The following is a 21,113-nucleotide window of genomic DNA, read 5'->3' as shown; positions in this document are numbered from 1 at the left end:
AAAAGTACTTTTTTAAGTACTTTTTTGTATATTTGTAATATGGAAACAGTAAATTATACAGACTTTCGTTCAAATTTAAAATATTGGTTCGATAAAGTAGTCAATGATGTAAGTGATATTATTATCAAGCGTAAAAACGGTAAAGATTTAGTTTTAATATCATTAGATGAATATAATTCATTAAAGGAAACGACTTATTTACTAACAGGAAAAAATAGAGATATTTTGTTAAATTCGATCAAAGAACTTGAGCAAGATAAAGGTGTTCAAAAAAACTTAATCGAGTAGATGAAATTAACGTGGTCTACTTCTTCTTGGGAAGATTATTTATATTGGCAGAAAGTCGATAAGAAAATAGTAAAGCGAATTAATGAACTCATTAAAAATTGTATGCGAACACCTTTTGAAGGTATCGGAAAACCTGAAGCTTTAAAAGGAGATTTACAAGGTTACTGGTCAAGGCGTATAACATCAGAACATCGATTGGTTTATAAATACGAAAATGAACAAATATTAATAGCAGCTTGTCGTTATCATTACCGCTAAGTAAGAAACCTCACCAATATTAAAATTGATGAGGTTTGATATTTATAAAGATTTACTTTTTATTTACGAACTCTTTCAGACGCTTTTTCAACCTTTAGTTTTAATTCTTCTTTGTAAGCTACAATTTTATCTAAAACTTTAGCATCCGAAGCACCAATAATTTGAGCTGCTAAAATACCCGCATTTTTAGCACCATCTAAAGCAACAGTTGCAACAGGAACTCCTCCTGGCATTTGTAATATTGATAAAACAGAATCCCATCCATCAATAGAATTTCTGCTTTTTACAGGAACTCCAATAATTGGTAACGGACTCATAGATGCTACCATTCCTGGTAAATGAGCTGCTCCACCTGCACCTGCAATAATTACTTGAATACCACGTTTGTGAGCATTTTTAGAATAGTCAACTAATTTTTCAGGAGTTCTGTGAGCAGAAACAATATCTACTTCTATTTTGATATCAAAGCTTTCTAAAATATCGATTGCTTCTTGCATGATTGGAAGATCAGAATCGCTTCCCATTATAATACCTACCATAATTTTATGTATTGTTTTATCTAAATTAATTTAAATAAAAAGATTATTTACTAATAACTCGAATTGTTTCTTTTACTTGTTGTGCAACTTGTCTTGCGATATCAATATCTTCATTAACAATTGTTACGTGTCCCATTTTTCGGAAAGGTTTTGTAGTCTTTTTTCCGTAAATATGTGGAGTAACACCATCAATTTTTAAAATTGTATTCATGTTTTCATACACAACATCACCTGTATATCCTTCTTCACCAACTAAATTTACCATAATTCCGGCAACTTTACTATCAGTATTTCCTAAAGGAAGATTTAAAATACTACGTAAATGTTGTTCAAATTGATTGGTATAACTAGCCTCAATTGAATAATGTCCAGAGTTATGAGTACGCGGAGCTACTTCGTTTACTAAAATTTCATCAGTTGAAGTTTGAAACATTTCAACAGCTAATAATCCGACGAAGTCTAAAGTTTTAGCAACTTTTAAAGCAATTTCTTGTGCCTTTTTAGCTACTGATTCATCTATTCTTGCAGGACAAATAACATATTCAACCTGATTTGCTTCTGGATGAAATTCCATTTCAACGACAGGATATGTTTTTATATCGCCATCAGAATTTCTAGCAACTATAACAGCTAATTCGTTTTTAAAAGGGACTAATTTTTCAGCAATACATTCACCTTCAGGTAAAGATTGTAAATCATCAGAATTACGAACAACTTTTACACCCGTACCATCATAACCAAATTGTGCTGCTTTCCAAACAAAAGGAAATTCAATAAGTTTGTTTTCGTATACTTTTTTTAATTCATCAACAAAAGCAAAACGAGAAAAATCAGCCGTAGGAATTTGGTTTTTTTTATAAAAAGTTTTCTGACGTGCTTTATTTTGAATAATTCTTAAGTTAGCAGGTTTTGGAAAAATAGTTAAACCTTCAGCTTCTAACTTATCAAGTGCATCAATATTAACATTTTCTATTTCAATAGTTAATACATCTACTTTTTTACCGAAATTGTAAACGGTATCAAAATCAAATAAATCACCTTGATGAAATTCATTACAAATTTGTGCACAAGGCGCTTCGTTGTTATCACCTAAAATAACGGTGTAAATATCAAATTTTTGTGTTTCGGTAAGTAGCATTCTACCTAATTGACCGCCACCGAGAACACCCAGTTTAAAGTCTGAAGAAAAGTAATTTTTCAAGGATAAATATTTTAATGTGTTGTTGTTATTGCAAAAATAAGAATCTTAAGTCTAGTATAAATAAAATTAACGAGATAATCTTAATTGTGAGCTATTAATAGGTGTTACAAAATACATTAAAGCACTACATCCTTGGTTATCAATAGGTGCTCCGTTAGTTAAATAATTGTATTTTTTATTATCACAAGGACATTTAATATGAATTCCATCAAAAGACATTAAAGAAGTACAGGTATTTTCTGGACATTGCTGATCAAAAGCTTTATAACCACTAGTTCCTGTTCTAAAAAGAAAAACATCACGTCCTTGAATTTTATTTTGAGAGCTACCACTTGGCACTAATAGTCCTTGAAATTCAGGTAATGTTAAGTCGATAATCGCATTCATTTCTATACTTCTAAAACAATCGTTAACAGGTACGTTATCAGAGCAGCTGATGGTAATTATTAAAATAAAAAGGAAAAATATTTTTTTCATTATTTAAAAATTGAGTTTATTAAGGAAAGTCACGAATTTACAAATATTTTGTATATTTGTAAAGCAATCTCATTCCTATCGGTATGAGATTTTTAAATTAAAAATTATGAGTGAAGTATCATATTATAGTGCAGAAGGATTAAAAAAATTAAAAGACGAGTTATCACAACTAGAGCATGTTGAAAGACCAAGAGTTTCTCAAGAAATTGGTGACGCTATAGATAAAGGAGATTTAAGTGAAAATGCAGAGTATCATGCTGCAAAAGAAGAGCAATCTTTATTAGAAACTAAAATTGCGAAGCTTAAAAATGTAGTTGCCAATGCTCGTATTATTGATGAGAGTCAGTTAGATTTATCTAAAGTATTGATTCATTCTATCGTAAAATTAAAAAATACAACTAACGGTATGGAGTTTACATACACTTTAGTTGCAGATTCTGAAACTGATATTAAGAATGGTAAATTATCAGTAAATTCACCTATAGGAAAAGGATTGTTAGGGAAAAAATTAGGCGATATTGCCGAAATTAAAGTACCTAGTGGTATTATGAAGTTTGAAATTATGGAAATTTCTAGATAACAATATAGACATAATGTTTTTTAATAAAAGTATTGCATCTGCAATGCTTTTTTTATTTTTACAAAACACTAAACATTAAAATAATATAACAGATGGCAAGTATTTTTACTAAAATAATTTCAGGAGAAATTTCTTCATATAAAATTGCAGAGGATGAAAATTTTATTGCTTTTTTAGATATGAATCCGAATGCAAAAGGACACACTTTAGTAGTGCCTAAAAAAGAAGAAAATAAGCTTTTTGATTTATCGAAAGAAGAATATACTAATTTAATGTCTTTTTCTTTTCGTGTAGCAAAAGCTATTGAAAAAACGATTCCTTGCAAGCGTGTTGGAATGAGTGTGATTGGTTTAGAAGTACCACATGTTCACGTACATTTAATTCCTTTAAATACTATGGCTGATATTCAGTTTGTTGAAAAAGTAAAATTATCTGAAAAAGAATTTTTAGCTTTAACAGAAAAGATATCAAGTAATTTTGAGTAAAAAATAAAGTATTATTAAACCTTAATTAATGAAATTTTAAAGGTTGTACCTTTATTTATTTCTGAATTTTGAACAGCTATTCTCCCTTTGTGATAATCTTCAATAATACGTTTTGAGAGCGATAAACCTAAGCCCCAACCACGTTTTTTTGTTGTAAAACCTGGGGTGAATATTTGTTTAAATTCTGATTTTTGAATTCCTTTACCAGAATCTGTAACTGTAATTTTTATATATTTAGGAGTGTCTTTAATTTTTAAAGATATACTACCTTTTCCTTGCATAGCATCAATAGCATTTTTAATTAAGTTTTCTATAACCCAACCATATAATTCTATATTTAATTGTGCGAAAAGTTCTTTTTTATCCGAAGAAAAAGAAAAATTAATTTGTTTAGAACTTCTTGATTTTAAATAATTAAAGGCTTTTTCTGTTTCTGAAACAATATTGTATTTTTTTAATTTAGGTAAAGAACCAATTTTAGAAAAACGATTTGCAATCGTATTTAATCGGTCAACATCTTTTTCAATTTCAATAATATATTCTTCATTAACATTTTCAGACCTTAAAATAGCTATCCAACCTAATAATGATGATAAAGGCGTACCTATTTGATGTGCAGTTTCCTTTGCCATACCTGTCCAAAGTTTATTTTGTTCGGCAACTTTACTAGATTTATAAACCATAAATACAATGGTTAAAAATAATCCTAAAATTAATAATAAGGCTAAAGGATAGTATTTTAGTTTGTATAATAAATCTGAATTTCGATAATAAAGATATTGCGTAATTCCAAAATATTCAATCATGATAGGATCATTTTGATCTTTCATAATTGTTAATTGTGCTTCTAGGTATTCAGGTTTTTCAGATCTAAGAGTATCTAAATTTCGATATAAATCAATACTTCCGCTTTCATTTACCAAAATAGTAGGTATATCTTCAATAGTTTGATATATTTTATTAATTAAATTGGTGTTTTCATCTAAATTAGGATTAGAAGCAAGTTCTTTAAAAGCAGCAGCAAAAATTTCAATTTTTCCTCTTTCCTCTTCTTTAAATTTTTGAAAAAACACATAGGTATTCCATAAAATAAAAGAAACAATTAATAATGAAATGAAAATTGTCATTCGTTTTACCCAATAAGTATTCTTAAAAATTGTCATTCGTTATATATAATATTCGCTATAATAACTTAATTTGTGAAAGCGTAGTATATTTACATTAAAAAATAATATGTTATCATTAAATCCTAAAGAATTATCAGTATCAAAATTACATAGTTATTTATTAGGTGCCATAGCGCCACGACCTATTGCTTTTGCAAGTACTATGGATGCTGCTGGAAATCCTAATTTATCACCTTTTAGTTTTTTTAATGTTTTTGGAGCAAATCCGCCAATGTTAATTTTTTCTCCAGCCAGAAGTGTAAGAGACAATACGAAAAAGCATACCTTAGAAAATGCCGAAGAAACAAAAGAAGTGGTTATAAATGTGGTTAATTATGATATTGTACAGCAAATGTCATTAAGTAGTGCGATGTATCCTAAAGGAATAAATGAGTTTGAAAAAGCAGGTTTTACAATGTTACCTTCGGATAAAATAGCACCTTTTAGAGTAGCAGAATCGCCTGTGCAATTTGAATGTAAAGTAACAGATATTATTTATACAGGAAACGAAGGAGGAGCTGGGAATTTAATTATTTGTGAAGTAGTTAAATTACACATCAATGAAAATATCTTATCCGAAGATGGAAGTATTGATCAGCATAAAATAGATTTAGTAGCTAGGGCAGGAGGAAGCTATTATACACGTGCAAAAGATGGTTTTTTTGAAATAGCTAAGCCAATTTCAACATTAGGAATAGGAGTAGATAAAATTCCTTCAGAAATTAGAAATAGTACTGTTTTAACAGGTAATAATTTAGGAATGCTTGGTAATGTATCACAATTACCTAATGAAGAAGCTGTTAATAACTTTGCCAAAGAACATCCAAAATATGTTTCGCTTACAATTGAAAAAAAACATACATTTGCACAGCAGTATTTAAAGAATAATGATGTAGAAAGTGCTTGGAAAGTGCTTTTAATTAAATAGATAAGAATATGGAAGTTATTGGAAAGATTAAATTAATTAACGAAGCGCAAACATTTGGAGCTAGCGGATTTAGAAAACGTGAATTAGTTGTAACTACAGATGAGCAGTATCCTCAAATGATTTTAATCGAATTTGTACAGGATAAATGTGATCTTTTAAATAGTTATGCTGTTGGTCAAGATGTAAAAGTATCTATTAACTTAAGAGGTAGAGAGTGGATTAATCCTGAAGGAGTAGCAAAATACTTTAACGCTATTCAAGGATGGAGAATTGAGAGTTTAGCACAAGGGGCACCTCAAAATGTACCACCTGTCGATAGTTTTCAACAAGCACCAGACTTATCTGCAAACGAACCAGACGATTTACCTTTTTAATCAAAGGTTTATAAAAAGTAAGAAAAAAGAGCGCTATATGCGCTCTTTTTTTTGGATAAAATTTTAATTTTTTTATTAAATTAAGTATTTCATTATTTCTTTTTCTATATTTAAAGATGTATTCGGGCATTGAAAAAAAATAGAAATAGAACGAAATAAGTTTATGAAAAAAAGAAACATTAACATAGCCACGTTAATAGATGGTGATAATGCTGAAGCTAAATATTTACAAAACATCACAGAAGAAATATCAAAATATGGCAGAATAACTATCAAGAGAATTTACGGTGATTGGTCTGGAAATCGAATGAAAAAATGGAAAGAAAAACTTAGTCTTTACTCCCTTAAACCAATTCAGAATTTTGCATATACCAAAGGTAAAAATGCTACAGATATTGCATTAGTTATTGATGCAATGGATATTTTATACAGAGAAGAAATTGATGCTTTTTGTCTTGTTTCAAGTGATAGTGATTTTACTGGAATTGCGAATAGAATACGAGAAAGTGGACTAAATGTAATAGGAGTTGGTAAAAAACAAACGCCAAAATCATTTACTAATGCTTGTGATATTTTTACGTTTACAGAAAGTTTTAAAAAAGAAGTACCTGAAGAATCACCCGAAGAAGTATCTGAAGAAATTTTAAAAAAATCAAAAAATAAGAAGTCTAAAAAGAAGAAAAAAGAAAAAATTAAAAAAACACAAAAAATAGATATTCCTTTTCTTAGGTATGCTTTATCTGTAGTTAAGCAAGAAAATGAAGAAGTTTTACTAAGTCAATTAGCAGAGTCAATTAAGCAATTAGATCCTGATTTTGATTCTAAAAAGTATGGATATAAAAACTTTAATACCATGTTTAGTGCTTTAAATACCGATTTTGAAATGATTTATCATACCGATAATTCTACGATTTCTATAAAAGATAAAAAAGCTACATAATTATAACGTATTTAAAAAAGTAAAAACCTTCTGAGAAATCAGAAGGTTTTTTATTGTAAGTTATTTTGTCGGTTCTACTTTTTTCTTAGGAGGCATTGGACCTCTTAAGTGAATTACTAGTCCATTTAAAAAATTTCTAAGAATCTGATCACCACATTCCATGTATTTAGGATGTTCTTCATTTCTGAAAAGTGCTCCTAATTCTCCTTTAGAAACTTTAAAATCTACTAAAGCACAAATTTCAACAATATCAGTATCACGTAATTTGTGTGCTACTCTTAATTTTTTAAATATATCGTTGTTTGATAAGCCTCCCATAATTTTGTTTTTAATAATATTAATTTAATTAACCATACTGAAAATAGCCCAAGCATAAATAGCAAAGCGTAAAAAACGAAATAGCCCAAAAAGTACTACTTTTTTAAACGGATACTTAATCATACCAGCCGTTAAACAACTAATAGCAAAAGGCAAGGGCAATAATGCTCCTACTAAAATTAAAATACCTCCCCACTTGCTTGTGTTTTTAAGGTTTTTAGCCATTTTAACTTCTAGATAGTTTTTTATCGATTTAATTTTTAAAGAAGCTCTTCCTATAAAATATGCCGTTAATCCTCCTAAATATGATAAAGTTGCTAAAAGTGATAAATTTAAAATTGGGTCTGCTGTTTTCTTGGACCAAGCAATAAAAATTTCAGGTGGAATTAATCCTAATATTGTTTCTGAAACGAAAAAAGTAGTTAAAATTCCTAGTCTAGAAAACGTTTCTGTTACTATTTGTAAGCCGTCATTAATATTATAAACATATCTATTAAATAAAAATACAGCTATAACAGCAATTACTATCGGTAAAAAAGCTGCTTTTAAACTTTCCCAAATAAACATGTAAAAACCAGTACGTTGATAATAAACGTGTAAACGTTTTACGTGTGGTTTTTTGTTTTTTATGATTCTTTTTTTCTTCACTTTATAGTTGCTTAATTATCTAAGCCTTTTTAGACGACAAAAATACAAGGTAATTACAGATAAATCAATAGAAATATTGTTAATTATAAGTTTGCGATAGCTGCTTCAGCACAACGCTCACCGTCCATAGCTGCTGAAATAATTCCACCAGCATAACCACCACCTTCACCACAAGGATATAAACCATCTAACTGCGGATGTTCTAAATTTTCTTTTCTAGGGATATTAACTGGAGATGAAGTACGAGATTCAACCCCTATAATATTTGCTTCCGCTGTATAATATCCGTGCATTTTTTTACCAAAAGCATCAAACCCTTTACGTAATCTACCTCCAATTATTTTTGGAAGTAACGAGTGCAATGGCGATGATTTTAACCCAGGTTGATAAGAAGTTTCATTTAATGATGATGATAAATTACCTTCAACAAAATCAGTTAAACGTTGTGCTGGTGCAACTTGACTTTTACCTCCTGCATTAAAAGCTAATTTTTCTAAATCTTTTTGAAATTCTAATCCTTTTAAAGCACCAAAATTTTCATATTTTCTAAAATCTTTATCAATATTTAATTCAACAACAATTCCTGAATTTGCAAATTTATTATTTCTTCGAGATGGAGACATTCCATTTACAACAACTTCACCATTTGCAGTTGCAGCTGGTACAATAAATCCACCAGGACACATACAAAATGAATATACTCCTCTGTTATTTACTTGTTGTACTAAACTATAAGCTGCGGCAGGCAACAATTCATCTCTTTGACCATCACAACTGTATTGAATTTGATCAATAATTTCCTGCGGATGCTCAACACGAACACCCATTGCAAATGATTTTGCTTTTAATAAAATATCTTTTTTATCTAGTAATTCGTAAATATCTCTTGCAGAATGACCTGTTGCTAAAATTACAGAATTAACGGTCATTTCATTTCCATTTTTTAATCGAATAGCTTGTATTTTACTATTTTTGATAACAAAATCGGTAACACGAGTATCAAAATGAACTTCTCCACCATATTTTAAAATATTCTCACGAATATTCTGAATAATTTTTGGTAGTTTATTTGTTCCAATATGCGGATGCGCATCAATTAAAATATCTTCAGCAGCACCATGATATACAAGGTTTTCAAATATTCGACGAACATCACCACGTTTTAAACTTCGGGTATATAATTTTCCATCAGAATACGTTCCTGCACCACCTTCACCAAAACAGTAATTAGAATCTTCATTTACAAAATGCTCTTGATTAATAGCACGTAAATCTCTACGACGATCTTGTACATTTTTTCCACGTTCTAAAACAATCGGTTTATAACCTAATTCGATACAACGAAGTGCGGCGTACATTCCTGCAGGACCAAAACCAATAATATGAATTTCTTTAGCGTTAGAAACATCTTTATATTCAAAAATATAATCTGGTTTTTCGGGTAAATTTTCATTTATATAAACAGCTACTTTATAGTTGAAAATTATATCTTTTTTACGTGCATCAATAGATTTACGCAATACTTTTACCGTAGTTATATCTGAAATATCGATTCCTAATTTTCTAGAAGCTTTCTTTTTTAAAATATCAGCTTTCTTTTCTTCTATTAAATTAACGCGTAGTTGAAGTTCTTTTACCATTTTGCAAAATTATGGAAATTTGAATTGATACCTTTTTATTTTGATAAGAATTATAAAAAATCAAGCTAAGGTTTTTATTTTTTGATTCGTACTGTTGATAACTACACTATATTTGTGTTGTTTATTAATATTTATAAGTGTTTTTTAGATGATTTGGTTACCTGAAGAAATAGTATTTCCACCGTATGAATTTGCAAATGAAGAAGGAGTTTTGGCATTTGGAGGCGATTTATCGGCAGAACGTTTGGAGTTTGCTTATAAAAATGGAATTTTCCCATGGTTTAATGAGGGCGAACCAATTGTTTGGTATGCTCCGCCAGAACGTATGGTTTTATTTCCTGCTGAGGTAAGAGTTTCAAAATCGATGAAACAAGTTTTACGTAAAGCAAATTTTGTAATTACAGAGAATAAAGCTTTTCGAGAAGTGATTTTTAATTGCCGACATATCCACAGAAATGACCAGTTAGGAACTTGGATTACTGATGATATGGAAAATGCATATATCAATTTACACAATAAAGGAATTGCAAAATCGATAGAAGTTTGGCAAGATGATATTTTAGTCGCTGGCTTGTATGGTATCGATTTAAAAAATGGTGTTTTTTGTGGCGAAAGTATGTTTAGTAAAGCCAGTAATATGAGTAAAGTTGCGTTTATTCACTTGGCTAAAAACTGCGGATATAAATTAATAGATAGCCAAGTTCATAACGAGCACCTAGAAAGTTTAGGTGCTCGTGAAATTGATAGAAATGATTTTTTAAAATTTTTGTAGTTATATTATAAAGGATTAAATAGTTTTTACTTGATTTGAAATTATATTTTCACATTTAACTAAAAAATCATTTTTAGTTAGTTTAGTTAAATTACTTACAATATCCCAATTAGTTTTTCTTCCTTTTAAATCTTCTGGTTTACCTGTTAATTTAGAAATATTAGGACTTGTATCAAAACCTTCTTCATCTAACATTGAAGTAATATTTTGTATTTTCATTTTTATAGAAGCTGCTGAGCGGTTTGTTATTTTTTGAATATCAATTTCATCGATTTCTTCTTTTCCATATCTAGCGATATATGTACACAAAATAATTTCATCTTTAATATATAAATTTTTGGTCATAATTTTTTAGAAGCTAAGTTAATTAATTACCTACATAAAAACTAACTAAACAAAAAAACAAAACCCCATAACTTTCATTACGAGGTTTATATAAAAATGTATGTTTTAAAGTAGATTATTCTAACACAGAAAATTCAATACTAGAATCTGAAAAAACAGTGTGAGTTTGGTTTTTGAAATCTTTTTTATCAGCTTTATAAATATTATCTACATATGTTTGCGGATTCAAATCTATTAAAGGAAACCACGTACTTTGCACTTGAATTTGTAATTTGTGTCCTTTTTTAAAGGTGTGAAAAACATCTTGTAATTTAATATTTACGGCTGTTTTTTTGTTTGGAGTAAAGGGTTCAGGTTTTGAAAAACTATTTCTAAAACGCCCACGCATCACTTCACTACGAACCATCATATGATAATTACTTAGTTTTAAATGCGTTTGCATATCTTTATTATCATTTTTGATATCAGAAGGATGCACATCAATAACTTTTACAATCCAATCGGCAGCTGAACCCGTTGTTGCTACTTTTAATTTTGTTAAAATATCTCCTGCTAAAGTAAAATTTTCGGATAAAATTTCTGTTTGAAAAACCAAAACATCAGGTCTTCGAGCAGCAAAACGCTGATCATCGGTCATGTATTTTCTTGGTGTGAAAACAGTTTTTATATCTTCAGAATACGGAACAGGATGTTTCAAATCACTTACAAATTGTACTTTCGAATTTCCTTTTTTATCCGCAGTTAATTCTTGATTTTCTGATAAGAAAAAAGATTGTTTGTTGATACTTTTAGGAGGCCAAACATCGTATGATTTCCATTCTTTTTTTCCTGTATCAAAAACATAAGCTTCTGGTAATCCGCTATTTTTTGAACCGTTTTCTTTTAAGAAATGATTGAAAAATTTAGTTTCAATATTTTTTTGAAAATTAAGCGAAATTGAATCTCCAAAATAATAATTTCCAACTGTACTAGCTACTTTATTTCGAGACCATCCACCGTGATCCCAAGGACCAAAAACTAAAGTATTGTAATTATTAGGTTGATGCTTTTCAATGTTTTTATACGTTTCTAAAGGTCCGTATAAATCTTCGGCATCAAACCAACCACCAACAATCATAGTTGCTACTGTTGAAGGAACTCTGTTTAAATGTTGAATAATTCCTTTGCTTTGCCAAACGCTATCGTAATTAGGATGTTCAACAATTTCTTTCCAGAAAAAATCATCAACTTTATTGGTGTTTTTATCAGAAGCTATTTTAGTATCTAATTTATCATATTGAAAATATTCATTTAAGTTTTTTAAAGGTCCTTTATCTAAAAAAAACTGATATTGGTCTTTTGTTTTCATCTTCGGAAAAGAATACCAAGAAGAATCTGTAGGCTGATCTTTATAAGTTCCGAATAATGGAATCGCATTAAAATAACTTAGTAAAAATGCACCATTATGATGAAAATCATCAAAAAAGAAATCGCCAATACAAGCTTGTGGAGATGCCGCTTTTAAAGCAGGATGCGCATCAATTGCTGAAATAGTAGCATAATGCCCAGGGTATGAAGTTCCCCAAGTTCCAACATTTCCATTGTTGTTAGCGGTGTTTTTAACTAACCAATCAATTGTATCAAAAGTATCGCTAGTTTCATCGGTTTGTTTGGCTTTTTTATTAGGAATGTAAGCACGCATATTGTCGTAAACGCCTTCGCTCATCCAACGACCACGAACATCTTGATAAACCACAATATTTCCCTCTTTCATTAAAATAGGGTTAGGAGCTATTTTAGTTTTGAAAGTATCTTTTCCGTAAGGACGACAACTATATGGAGTTCGTTGTAATAAAATAGGATATGTTTTTGATGTGTCTTTTGGCGAGTAAATAGTGGTGTGTAATTTTGCGCCATCTCTCATGGTAATTTTCACTTCTTTTTTAGTGAAGTTGTCTTTTACATAAGTGCTTTTTACAGGTGTTTTTTCTTCGGATGTTTTAGTGGTACTTTTTGGCGTACAACTACTTATTATAAGTAGAAAAAATAGTGAAAATTTAAGAAGTAATTTCATGCGGTTTGGTTATTTTAGAAAGTAAATATAAATAAAAGAAGTTGTACGAAAACAGATTTTAAAAACCTGATTAAATACAACTTCTAGAAAATTGTTACTAAAAAATAGGATTTACATTTTAAAATATTATGTTTTTTAAAATGTAAAAATTTCTAGCCCCGATTGAAGCAATTGTTTGAGCTCTTTTTTATTTTTCTTTTCGAAAAAATAAAAAAAGCGAGTGCGGAAAGCGGGAAATTGCTTCAAATCATTTTTATTATTTTTAGTTTATTTAGGATCTAAAATTGTGTCGATTCTATCTAAAACATCTTGTAAATGATAACGAGAAATGTTGTTTTTAGCAACACTTAAAGCTCTTTTTGTATCTCTTTTTAAATTTTTTAATTCACCTCTAACAACAGGTTTAATATCTGATTGGCTAATATTTACCGCCGTTTGTTTAAAATATCCTCCGTTATTTGTTCCTTTTTGATTTTTAGCTTTGTTTAATAAAAAATCTAAACGATCTAAATACGCACGTTGTAAATTTCTACGATATGCATCAATGGATTTATTGGTGTATAATTCGCTCCAAATTCCTTTGCGTAAATCTTGCATCATATTTACAAGCGTGTAGGATTTTGCTCCGTTTAAAGTTTCGTTTTCGATTAAACGTGCCATTCTACCCGTTTTTAAAATACGATTTAAGGTTCTTTCTTGCAATTCGCCAATACGTTTATCTGCTCCAGAAAACTGGACTTTATCAAAAATATTTTTATCTAATAACCAAGTTGGCGTTTCAAATAATTGCTCGTTTACAAATTTTAAAGCATTTTTTTGATGATTTTTAGGAACGTGTATATATACAGCGCCATCTTGATTTGCAGTTTTGTAGTTTTCGTAAACCCCACCAATATTAGAACTTACGTGTCCCATATATCGATTAAATTGCCATAATAATTGGGTATACATGGTTTTTAATTCGTCGTAATTTTCGCCATCTTTAGTAGTCCATTCTTCTAATTTTGGTAAAATACGTTTTAGGTTTTTAATTCCGTAAGCACTTGCTTTTATAGCATCATCACCTAAATCTTCAGTTTGAGAACTTGGGTCGATAACATTTACAACTTGCTGATGTCCGAATCTGTACATAGGATTTCCTGCTTTGTCAAGAATCCATTTATTTAAAGTCTTTTTTTCTTCTTTTGCTGATGTATTTAATATTGGGCGATATCCCCAATTGATGGCATATTTATCGTAAGGTCCAATATTTGGCATTAAAGCAACATCTTTATCTTCTGGTTGTGCGATGTAATTAAAACGAGCATAATCCATAATTGAAGGTGCTGTTCCATATTTTTTAGTAAAAGTTGCCGAACGTAAAGAATCAACAGGATAAGCAACAGAACTTCCCATATTATGAGGTAATCCAAGGGTATGACCAACTTCACGAGCAGAAACAAAACGAATTAAACGTCCCATAGTTTCTTCTTTGAAGTTTGTACTTCTAGCATCAGGATTTATTGCCGCAGTTTGAATAAAATACCAGTTATGTAATAAAGTCATTACATTATGATACCAGTTAATATCTGATTCTAATATTTCACCAGAACGTGGGTCGCTTACATGAGGACCATTTGCATTTGGAATAGGAGAAGCTAAATAACGTACCACAGAATAACGAACATCTTCAGGACTCCAATCAGGATTTTCTTCTTTTGTAGGCGCATCTTTTGCGATAATGGCATCTTTAAAACCTGCAGCTTCAAAAGCTCCTTGCCAATCATTTATTCCTTGTTTTATATATTTACGCCATTCTTTTGGAGTAGCTCTATCAATATAATAAACAATTTGTTTTTTAGGTTCAACCAATTCTCCGTTGTTAAATTTTTCAATATCTTCATCTTTAACTTCTAAACGCCATCTGTCAAGATATTTTACTGATTTACTTCTTTGAACGTCTAAACCATAATCTGTTTGAGACCTCGCAAACCATCCTACACGCTCATCAAAATAACGACGTTTCATCGGTTTTTTAGGTAATAAAATCATTGAATTACTTAATTCCATAGAAACTGCACCAACACTTTTATTAGAAGGAGCTGCGCTAGAAACGTATGTTTTTACACGCCTAACTTCAATATTTTTAGGATAACTACTAATACGCTCTATGTAAGAACGGCTTTTATCCATTTTAGAAATTTTATATTGCTTTCTTTTTCTTTGAGGAAAACCAATTGCTTTTACATCAGTATTAAATAACGAAGAAACATCAATTACAGTAGCTGTAGAATCTTTGCTAAATGCTTTTATAGGAAAAGAATATAAGATAGGTTCAAAATTAGAATTTACGACAGCTTTATGAACAGGAAGCAAGGTATCTGCGACCACATCATATGAAACAACTTTTAGTAAAATATTTTTCTGTTTTTTTTGCCAACGTAATACTTGTGTATTTTGTTTTCCGCCACCAAAACCGATACCGCTAGCTGTTTTAGCAATTCGAGTAACCATTAACATTTCACGATTAAGTAACGAATCTGGGATTTCAAATAAATATTGTTGTTCTTTTTGATGAACTTTAAATAATCCGTTATCTGTACTATGATTTTTTGTAATTACCTTATTGTAAGGTTTTATAGCATTTTTATTCGGTTTAGGTTTTACTTTGTTTATTTCTTTTTTATTCGTTTTCTTTTTAAACCATTGCGCATTTGCTTTGGATGAAAAATTCATGCAAAAAACCACAAGAAGTAGTTGGAAGAATATTTTTTTAGTCATAGTTTGGTTTTAAAAAAATTTATCGAATTTATTAAATTACTATTTGTGAAATATTAATTAAATGTTAAAGTGAAATATTTTGTTGGTAAAAAGAGTATTAATTTTAAGCTTTAAATAAAAAAGATAGCTAATTAGCTATCTTTTTTGTGAATTATCTAATGATAATTATTGTTTAGTTTTTTAACCAAGCATTTCTTAAAATTACTTTTTTATTATTCGTAGGTAATTTTTCTAATACTAAACTAGTACTTTCCGTTGTTGGTTGTGTGTAATTACCTGCTAATTTTAACAGTTTTCCGTTTCTAGAAACTTCCATCATTATTTTATCACCTTCTTTCCATTGCATTGTTTTTCCTAAAATAGGACGAATGTTTTCTAATGATATTTTTTGATTATTAATACTTTCTAAAATATCACCAGCTTTAATACCTAATGCAATTAATGCTGAGTTTGTTTTTTTAGTAAAGAAAACTTTTTTATTATTATTTACAGAAATAAAAGGTTGTCCTTTTGAATCGATAAAATAAGCTGCTCTTTCAGTTTTTGTTTCTTTTTTAACACCTACTTTATTAAAGTAATTCGTGTAGTTAATTGGCGTAGCTCCTTGTACATGATTTTTGAAAAATTCGCCAACTGAAGGGTAAGTCATTTTTACGATTTCAGCAATGATATTTTCATCTTTAAAAGCTTTATTTTTTCCGTATTTTTTAGATAAATCTAACATCATATTTCGAACTCCGTACGTTCCGTTACTTTCTTCTCTTAAAATAATATCCAAACACATACCAATTAATGCGCCTTTTTGATACACATTATTATAGTTTTTAGCATATTTAGGATCTAAAATGTTTTTACTCATTTTGGTAAAAGACATTGCATCGTTATAATTTAATGAAGAAGTAATTTTTGAATTCATTTCATTAATAAATTCTTCATCAGAAATTAAACCTTGATTAACCTGAAAAAGATTTGCAAAATATTCGGTCATTCCTTCGTACATCCATAAATGTTCCGACATATTTGCTTCGTTAAAATCAAAAGAATGAATTTCTTCAGAATGAACAGATAACGGAGAAACAATATGGAAAAATTCGTGTGATACCGTTCCGTTAATCATATTGCTTGCAAATTGTTCTTTGCTCATTGTTTCAGGATACACAACCGTTGTAGAAGACCTATGTTCTAAAGCTCCGTATCCTTGAAATTTATACATTTCTGGATCAAATAAATATACTAAAACATTGTATTCAGTAGTTGTTTTAAAACCCTTCAAAAAGTTAGTTTGAGCAGTCATCATTGTTTTTAAAGCTTCCTTTAAATCGGTTGCTTTGTGTGCGTTGTTAGGCGAATAAATAGCTAAATTTACTTCAATTCCGTTTACGGTAAAGTTTACGTTATTAAGTGGTGCATACATAATCGGATTGTCTGAAATTTCATCATATCGAGGTGCTAAAAACACATCTTTACTGTTATCAGTTTTAGAAGTATTTTTATTGATTAGCGATGAGGTTTCATATAAGTTTGTTGGATGCGTGATAGAAATCTCATAAGGCAACTCTTTTTTATCATTAAAATAACCAATAAATCCAGGTAAATTTAATAAGAAATTTTTTCCTTCTTCAATATTCGTACCCGCCATTACATAAATTTTATGGTCTTTTTCTGAATCAAAAGTATCATCAACCCAATAAGATATTTTATCCATATTCTTAGCATTGTTAATTTGCCAAGAATTTTCATTTAGTTTTTTTATCGCTAATTCTTTTCCGTTATAATCAAATGCTTTAAAATCTGAAACAAATTTTCCGTAATTACTCATTGCATACGTTCCAGGAACAATTGCAGGAATGTTATAAATTATTGTTTCTTCTTTTATTTTCTTCGGATTTACTGCTACCATTATTTTGTCATCAACAACAGTATTTAAATCGATATTTATGGCAATAGTTTGATTGCTGTTTTGAACAGATTTAGAAGTAGCACAGCTAGCTAATAAAGCCAAGGAAAGAATTCCTAATATAATTTTTTTCATGATAATATTTTGTTAGGTGTAATTAGTGTCTTAAAAAGTAGATATGTTACATTTTTTATTACTAAATTTAACATCTTTTTTTTAGATTGGTAATATCAACTAAAACGTTGTACCTTTGCGGCGGCGTGGGAATAAGACGAGTTTCAGATTGGTTACCGACTACAAATAAGGAGGTTAAGTTAAGAGGATGGGAAGAATTAGATGTAATTCTCTTCAGTGGAGATGCATATGTAGATCACCCATCATTTGGTCCGGCAGTAATAGGACGAATACTAGAAAGTTATGGTTTGCGAGTAGCAATTGTACCACAACCTAGTGTAAATGATAATTTACAAGATTTTGAGAAATTAGGAAAACCTCGTTTATTCTTCGGAGTAACGGGCGGATGTATGGATCCGATGGTTAGTAATTATACGGCAAGTAAACGCCGTAGAGATAAAGATGCTTACACTCCAAATGGAGATAAAGGGTTTAGACCTGATTACGCAACATCAGTATATTCAAAAATATTAAAAGAAAAATTTCCAGACGTACCCGTTTTAATTGGTGGTATCGAGGCTTCATTGCGTCGTGTTACTCATTATGATTATTGGTCTGATAAATTATTACCAACTATTTTAGAAACATCTAAAGCAGATATGTTGGTTTATGGAATGGGGGAACAACCTTTACGAGAAATTGTAGAATTGTTACAAAAAGGTGTTCCGTTTTCTAGTTTAAAAACGATAAAACAAACAGCTGTTCTTATTGATGAACATGAAGATGTTCCGAAGAATAAAAATTGGGAGGATGTAGAAATTAATTCTCACGAGGCTTGTTTAAAGGATAAAAAAACATTTGCATCTAACTTTAAGGTAATAGAGCAGGAGTCGAATAAATTATATGCACGTCGTATTTTTCAAAAGGTAGGAAATAAGAAATTGATGATTAATCCACCGTGTGCGACAATGACGGAAGGAGAAATTGATGCTTCTTTTGATTTGCCTTTTACACGATTACCGCATCCAAAATATGACAAGCGTGGACCAATTCCTGCGTTTGAAATGATTAAATTTTCGATAAACATTCACCGTGGATGTTTTGGAGGATGTAGTTTTTGTACAATTTCTGCACATCAAGGAAAATTTATTGCTAGTAGAAGTCAAGAATCGGTATTAAAAGAAGTCGATACCGTTACTAAAATGGATGACTTTAAAGGATATTTATCTGATATTGGTGGACCTTCTGCAAATATGTATCAGATGAAAGGAAAAGTGCAATCTATTTGTGATAAATGTGTTGCGCCTTCTTGTATTTCGCCTGTAATTTGTAGTAATTTAGATACTTCGCATAAACCATTAACAGACCTTTATAAAGCTGTTGATGCGCATCCGAAGGTAAAAAAATCATTTATTGGAAGTGGAATTAGACATGATATGTTGGTGCCAGAATTCAATAAAAATGCAGATCCGAAGGAATTAGATGCCTATACCGAAGAGGTAATGACAAATCATACTTCAGGACGTTTAAAAGTAGCACCAGAACATACTTCTGATCCTGTTTTAAAATTAATGCGTAAGCCGTCATTTAAATATTTTCACGTGTTTAAAGAACGATTTGATCGTATTAATGTGAAGAAAAAATTAAAACTACAATTAATTCCTTATTTTATTTCGAATCACCCAGCGTGTGAAAAAGAAGATATGGCAAATTTAGCTGCCGAAACAAAAGATATGGGTTTTCAGCTAGAGCAAGTTCAAGGATTTACGCCAACACCTATGACGGTTGCTACGGTAATTTATTATAGTGGATATCATCCTTATACTTTAAAACCTACAAAAACGCCTAAAACAGCGAAGGAAAAAGAAGATCAACATAAATTTTTCTTTTGGTATAAAAAAGAAAATAAAGATTGGATTCGTAACACACTTAATAAAGTAGGACGACAAGATTTATTAAAAGTTTTATTACCTGAAAATAATTCGTGGAGAAAAAATAAAGGAGCAAAAGAAACTAAAAATACTTTTGATGATGCTGTTCCTTTTAATCAACGTAAAAGCAAAAATTACAGATCACCTAAAATGGCTGTAAGAGATACAAAAAGCACTAAAAATCAACTTGATGAAAAAGTGCCTTTTAATCAACGTAAAAATAAAAATTATAGAACCCCTAGAGTAAATGCAAAAGACAGTCAAAATAACGGCGGGTCTAAAACTGATACGAAAGAACCTAAAAAATATAGCGCCCCTAAAAACAAAAAAAGAAGAAGATAGTTTAGTATCTTATCTGTTTTATAAAAATATTTAAAGTAAAAAAACCTAGTGTGTAAAAGCATTAGGTTTTTTTATGTGGTTTTAAGTAAGTATCTGTTTAAAGATCTAGTGACTTAACAATGGTTTAGGTGTCTTAAATATGGTTTAATAACCTTAGGTGTAATTTAAAATTAATATTATGAAAAAAATAATTTTAGTAGTGTTTTCAGTTATGATTAGTACGGTAGTACTTGCTCAGAATAAACAGAAAATTAAAGGAAATAAACAAGTAATAACAACTAGTAATTCTATTGATAAAGCATTTAACAAAATTGAAATTGATGATGCATTAGATGTAAGTGTGAATCAGTCTGATAAGAATAGTTATGTGTTAATTACAGATGAGAATTTACATGAAGTTATTCATTTTAGAGTAATAGATAGTGTTCTTAAAATAGCAACAACACATAAAATATCAAGGAGTAAAAAACTTAAAATATCATTAGATTTTGTAAGTCTTGAAAAAATTACTTTAAAAAATGGTGCTAAAATAAAAGGAGAAGGAGTCTTTAACTCAAAAGTAATACATATTGATAGTTATAATTCAAGTGAGTTTGAATTAGATTTAAAAGTAGAAGAAATTACTGTAAATATGCTTCAGAAATCAAAAGGAATGTTAAAAATAAAAGCGACAAAGACAACTTTTTTAATGTCGGATAAGGCAAGGTTAAAAGCAAATGTTTTAACGGATGATTTTACGGCTAAATTAATGAATTCAGCTGATTTAAATTTAAGTGGAGTAGCTAAAAAAGCAACATTTAGTTTAAAAGAATCTGCTGACGTGAAAGCAGAAGGAATGAAAATTTCTGAAGTCGATATATATACTTCAGGTAGTGCAGATGCTTCTATATACGCTGATAAAAATTTAACTTTATATGCTCAGGATAAGAGTAAAATACAAATATATGGAGAACCTAAAATAGCAATAAAAGGTTTTAAAGGTAGTGCTAAACTTTTTAAGAAGTAACATAACAAATTTATCATTATTTGAAAAAGCTATATTACATAAGTAATGTAG

Annotated in this window: 21 protein-coding genes; 10 read left to right on the top strand and 11 right to left on the bottom strand. The window is 29.7% G+C overall.

Features of this window, described 5'->3' with window-relative positions; translation table 11 throughout:
• Positions 1-39: 39 nt before the first annotated feature.
• Together PG913_RS10360 and PG913_RS10355 are read left to right on the top strand one after the other, a co-directional pair.
• Entirely contained in the window at positions 40-288 is a 249-nt protein-coding gene (locus PG913_RS10360) for a type II toxin-antitoxin system Phd/YefM family antitoxin (protein ID WP_214983341.1), read from the top strand.
• The gene (locus tag PG913_RS10355; protein WP_271230639.1) at positions 289-546 is read left to right on the top strand and encodes a Txe/YoeB family addiction module toxin; all 258 of its coding nucleotides are present in this window, start codon (positions 289-291) and stop codon (positions 544-546) included. It begins immediately after the preceding gene.
• A gap of 59 nt (positions 547-605) precedes the next feature.
• On the opposite strand, the gene purE is transcribed toward PG913_RS10355, so the two are convergent.
• The 3 genes from purE to PG913_RS10340 form a co-directional block, all read right to left on the bottom strand.
• A complete protein-coding gene (gene purE / locus PG913_RS10350) occupies positions 606-1,085 on the bottom strand; it encodes a 5-(carboxyamino)imidazole ribonucleotide mutase (RefSeq protein ID WP_214984972.1) in 480 nt (159 codons plus the stop codon).
• A 43-nt stretch (positions 1,086-1,128) separates the two neighbouring features.
• Positions 1,129-2,286: a 5-(carboxyamino)imidazole ribonucleotide synthase gene (locus PG913_RS10345; protein WP_271230638.1), complete on the bottom strand. Its 1,158-nt coding sequence runs from the start codon at positions 2,284-2,286 to the stop codon at positions 1,129-1,131.
• A 66-nt stretch (positions 2,287-2,352) separates the two neighbouring features.
• A complete protein-coding gene (locus PG913_RS10340) occupies positions 2,353-2,763 on the bottom strand; it encodes a Rieske (2Fe-2S) protein (RefSeq protein ID WP_271230637.1) in 411 nt (136 codons plus the stop codon).
• Positions 2,764-2,869: 106 nt separating this feature from the next.
• On the opposite strand from PG913_RS10340, the gene greA reads away from it, so the two are divergent.
• Both greA and PG913_RS10330 read left to right on the top strand, forming a co-directional pair.
• Entirely contained in the window at positions 2,870-3,343 is a 474-nt protein-coding gene (gene greA / locus PG913_RS10335) for a transcription elongation factor GreA (RefSeq protein WP_271230636.1), read from the top strand.
• Between the two features lie 92 nt (positions 3,344-3,435).
• Entirely contained in the window at positions 3,436-3,828 is a 393-nt protein-coding gene (locus PG913_RS10330; protein WP_271230635.1) for an HIT family protein, read from the top strand.
• Between the two features lie 14 nt (positions 3,829-3,842).
• Here PG913_RS10330 and PG913_RS10325 read toward each other — a convergent pair whose 3' ends face one another.
• Positions 3,843-4,991: a sensor histidine kinase gene (locus PG913_RS10325; protein WP_408648489.1), complete on the bottom strand. Its 1,149-nt coding sequence runs from the start codon at positions 4,989-4,991 to the stop codon at positions 3,843-3,845.
• A gap of 70 nt (positions 4,992-5,061) precedes the next feature.
• On the opposite strand from PG913_RS10325, the gene PG913_RS10320 reads away from it, so the two are divergent.
• The 3 genes from PG913_RS10320 to PG913_RS10310 all read left to right on the top strand — a co-directional run bounded on the left by PG913_RS10320 (position 5,062) and on the right by PG913_RS10310 (position 7,236).
• A complete protein-coding gene (locus PG913_RS10320; RefSeq protein WP_271230633.1) occupies positions 5,062-5,922 on the top strand; it encodes a flavin reductase family protein in 861 nt (286 codons plus the stop codon).
• A gap of 8 nt (positions 5,923-5,930) precedes the next feature.
• A complete protein-coding gene (locus PG913_RS10315) occupies positions 5,931-6,296 on the top strand; it encodes a DUF3127 domain-containing protein (RefSeq protein ID WP_271230632.1) in 366 nt (121 codons plus the stop codon).
• A 163-nt stretch (positions 6,297-6,459) separates the two neighbouring features.
• On the top strand, positions 6,460-7,236 hold the full coding sequence (locus PG913_RS10310; RefSeq protein ID WP_271230631.1) for an NYN domain-containing protein: 777 nt from the start codon (positions 6,460-6,462) through the stop codon (positions 7,234-7,236).
• A 60-nt stretch (positions 7,237-7,296) separates the two neighbouring features.
• On the opposite strand, the gene PG913_RS10305 is transcribed toward PG913_RS10310, so the two are convergent.
• From PG913_RS10305 to PG913_RS10295, 3 genes are all read right to left on the bottom strand, one after another.
• Entirely contained in the window at positions 7,297-7,554 is a 258-nt protein-coding gene (locus PG913_RS10305; RefSeq protein WP_271230630.1) for a DUF1456 family protein, read from the bottom strand.
• A gap of 24 nt (positions 7,555-7,578) precedes the next feature.
• Positions 7,579-8,202 (bottom strand): YqaA family protein, encoded by a 624-nt coding sequence (locus tag PG913_RS10300; protein WP_408648488.1) that lies wholly within the window; start codon positions 8,200-8,202, stop codon positions 7,579-7,581.
• Positions 8,203-8,285: 83 nt separating this feature from the next.
• On the bottom strand, positions 8,286-9,842 hold the full coding sequence (locus PG913_RS10295) for an NAD(P)/FAD-dependent oxidoreductase (RefSeq protein WP_271230629.1): 1,557 nt from the start codon (positions 9,840-9,842) through the stop codon (positions 8,286-8,288).
• A gap of 148 nt (positions 9,843-9,990) precedes the next feature.
• Between PG913_RS10295 and aat the strand changes: the two genes are divergently transcribed.
• Positions 9,991-10,614, top strand: coding sequence for a leucyl/phenylalanyl-tRNA--protein transferase (gene aat / locus PG913_RS10290; protein WP_271230628.1), 624 nt, complete (start codon positions 9,991-9,993; stop codon positions 10,612-10,614).
• A 15-nt stretch (positions 10,615-10,629) separates the two neighbouring features.
• Here the strand turns inward: aat and PG913_RS10285 are convergent, their stop codons facing one another.
• The 4 genes from PG913_RS10285 to PG913_RS10270 all read right to left on the bottom strand — a co-directional run bounded on the left by PG913_RS10285 (position 10,630) and on the right by PG913_RS10270 (position 17,804).
• Entirely contained in the window at positions 10,630-10,959 is a 330-nt protein-coding gene (locus tag PG913_RS10285; RefSeq protein ID WP_271230627.1) for a hypothetical protein, read from the bottom strand.
• Positions 10,960-11,074: 115 nt separating this feature from the next.
• The gene (locus tag PG913_RS10280) at positions 11,075-13,012 is read right to left on the bottom strand and encodes a CocE/NonD family hydrolase (RefSeq protein ID WP_271230626.1); all 1,938 of its coding nucleotides are present in this window, start codon (positions 13,010-13,012) and stop codon (positions 11,075-11,077) included.
• A gap of 267 nt (positions 13,013-13,279) precedes the next feature.
• Positions 13,280-15,772 carry a zinc-dependent metalloprotease gene (locus tag PG913_RS10275; protein ID WP_271230625.1) on the bottom strand — a complete coding sequence of 831 codons (2,493 nt, stop codon included), beginning with the start codon at positions 15,770-15,772 and terminating at the stop codon, positions 13,280-13,282.
• Between the two features lie 172 nt (positions 15,773-15,944).
• Entirely contained in the window at positions 15,945-17,804 is a 1,860-nt protein-coding gene (locus PG913_RS10270; protein ID WP_271230624.1) for a M61 family metallopeptidase, read from the bottom strand.
• A gap of 125 nt (positions 17,805-17,929) precedes the next feature.
• Between PG913_RS10270 and PG913_RS10265 the strand changes: the two genes are divergently transcribed.
• Together PG913_RS10265 and PG913_RS10260 are read left to right on the top strand one after the other, a co-directional pair.
• Complete coding sequence (locus PG913_RS10265) at positions 17,930-20,056, top strand: YgiQ family radical SAM protein (protein WP_271230623.1); 2,127 nt, start codon at positions 17,930-17,932, stop codon at positions 20,054-20,056.
• Between the two features lie 178 nt (positions 20,057-20,234).
• Entirely contained in the window at positions 20,235-21,062 is an 828-nt protein-coding gene (locus PG913_RS10260) for a GIN domain-containing protein (RefSeq protein ID WP_271230622.1), read from the top strand.
• Positions 21,063-21,113: the final 51 nt, after the last annotated feature.

Origin of the sequence: Tenacibaculum pacificus (assembly GCF_027941775.1) — a bacterium.
Classification (GTDB): Bacteria; Bacteroidota; Bacteroidia; order Flavobacteriales; family Flavobacteriaceae; genus Polaribacter; species Polaribacter pacificus_A.
This window is presented reverse-complemented; position numbering and strand designations above follow the sequence as displayed.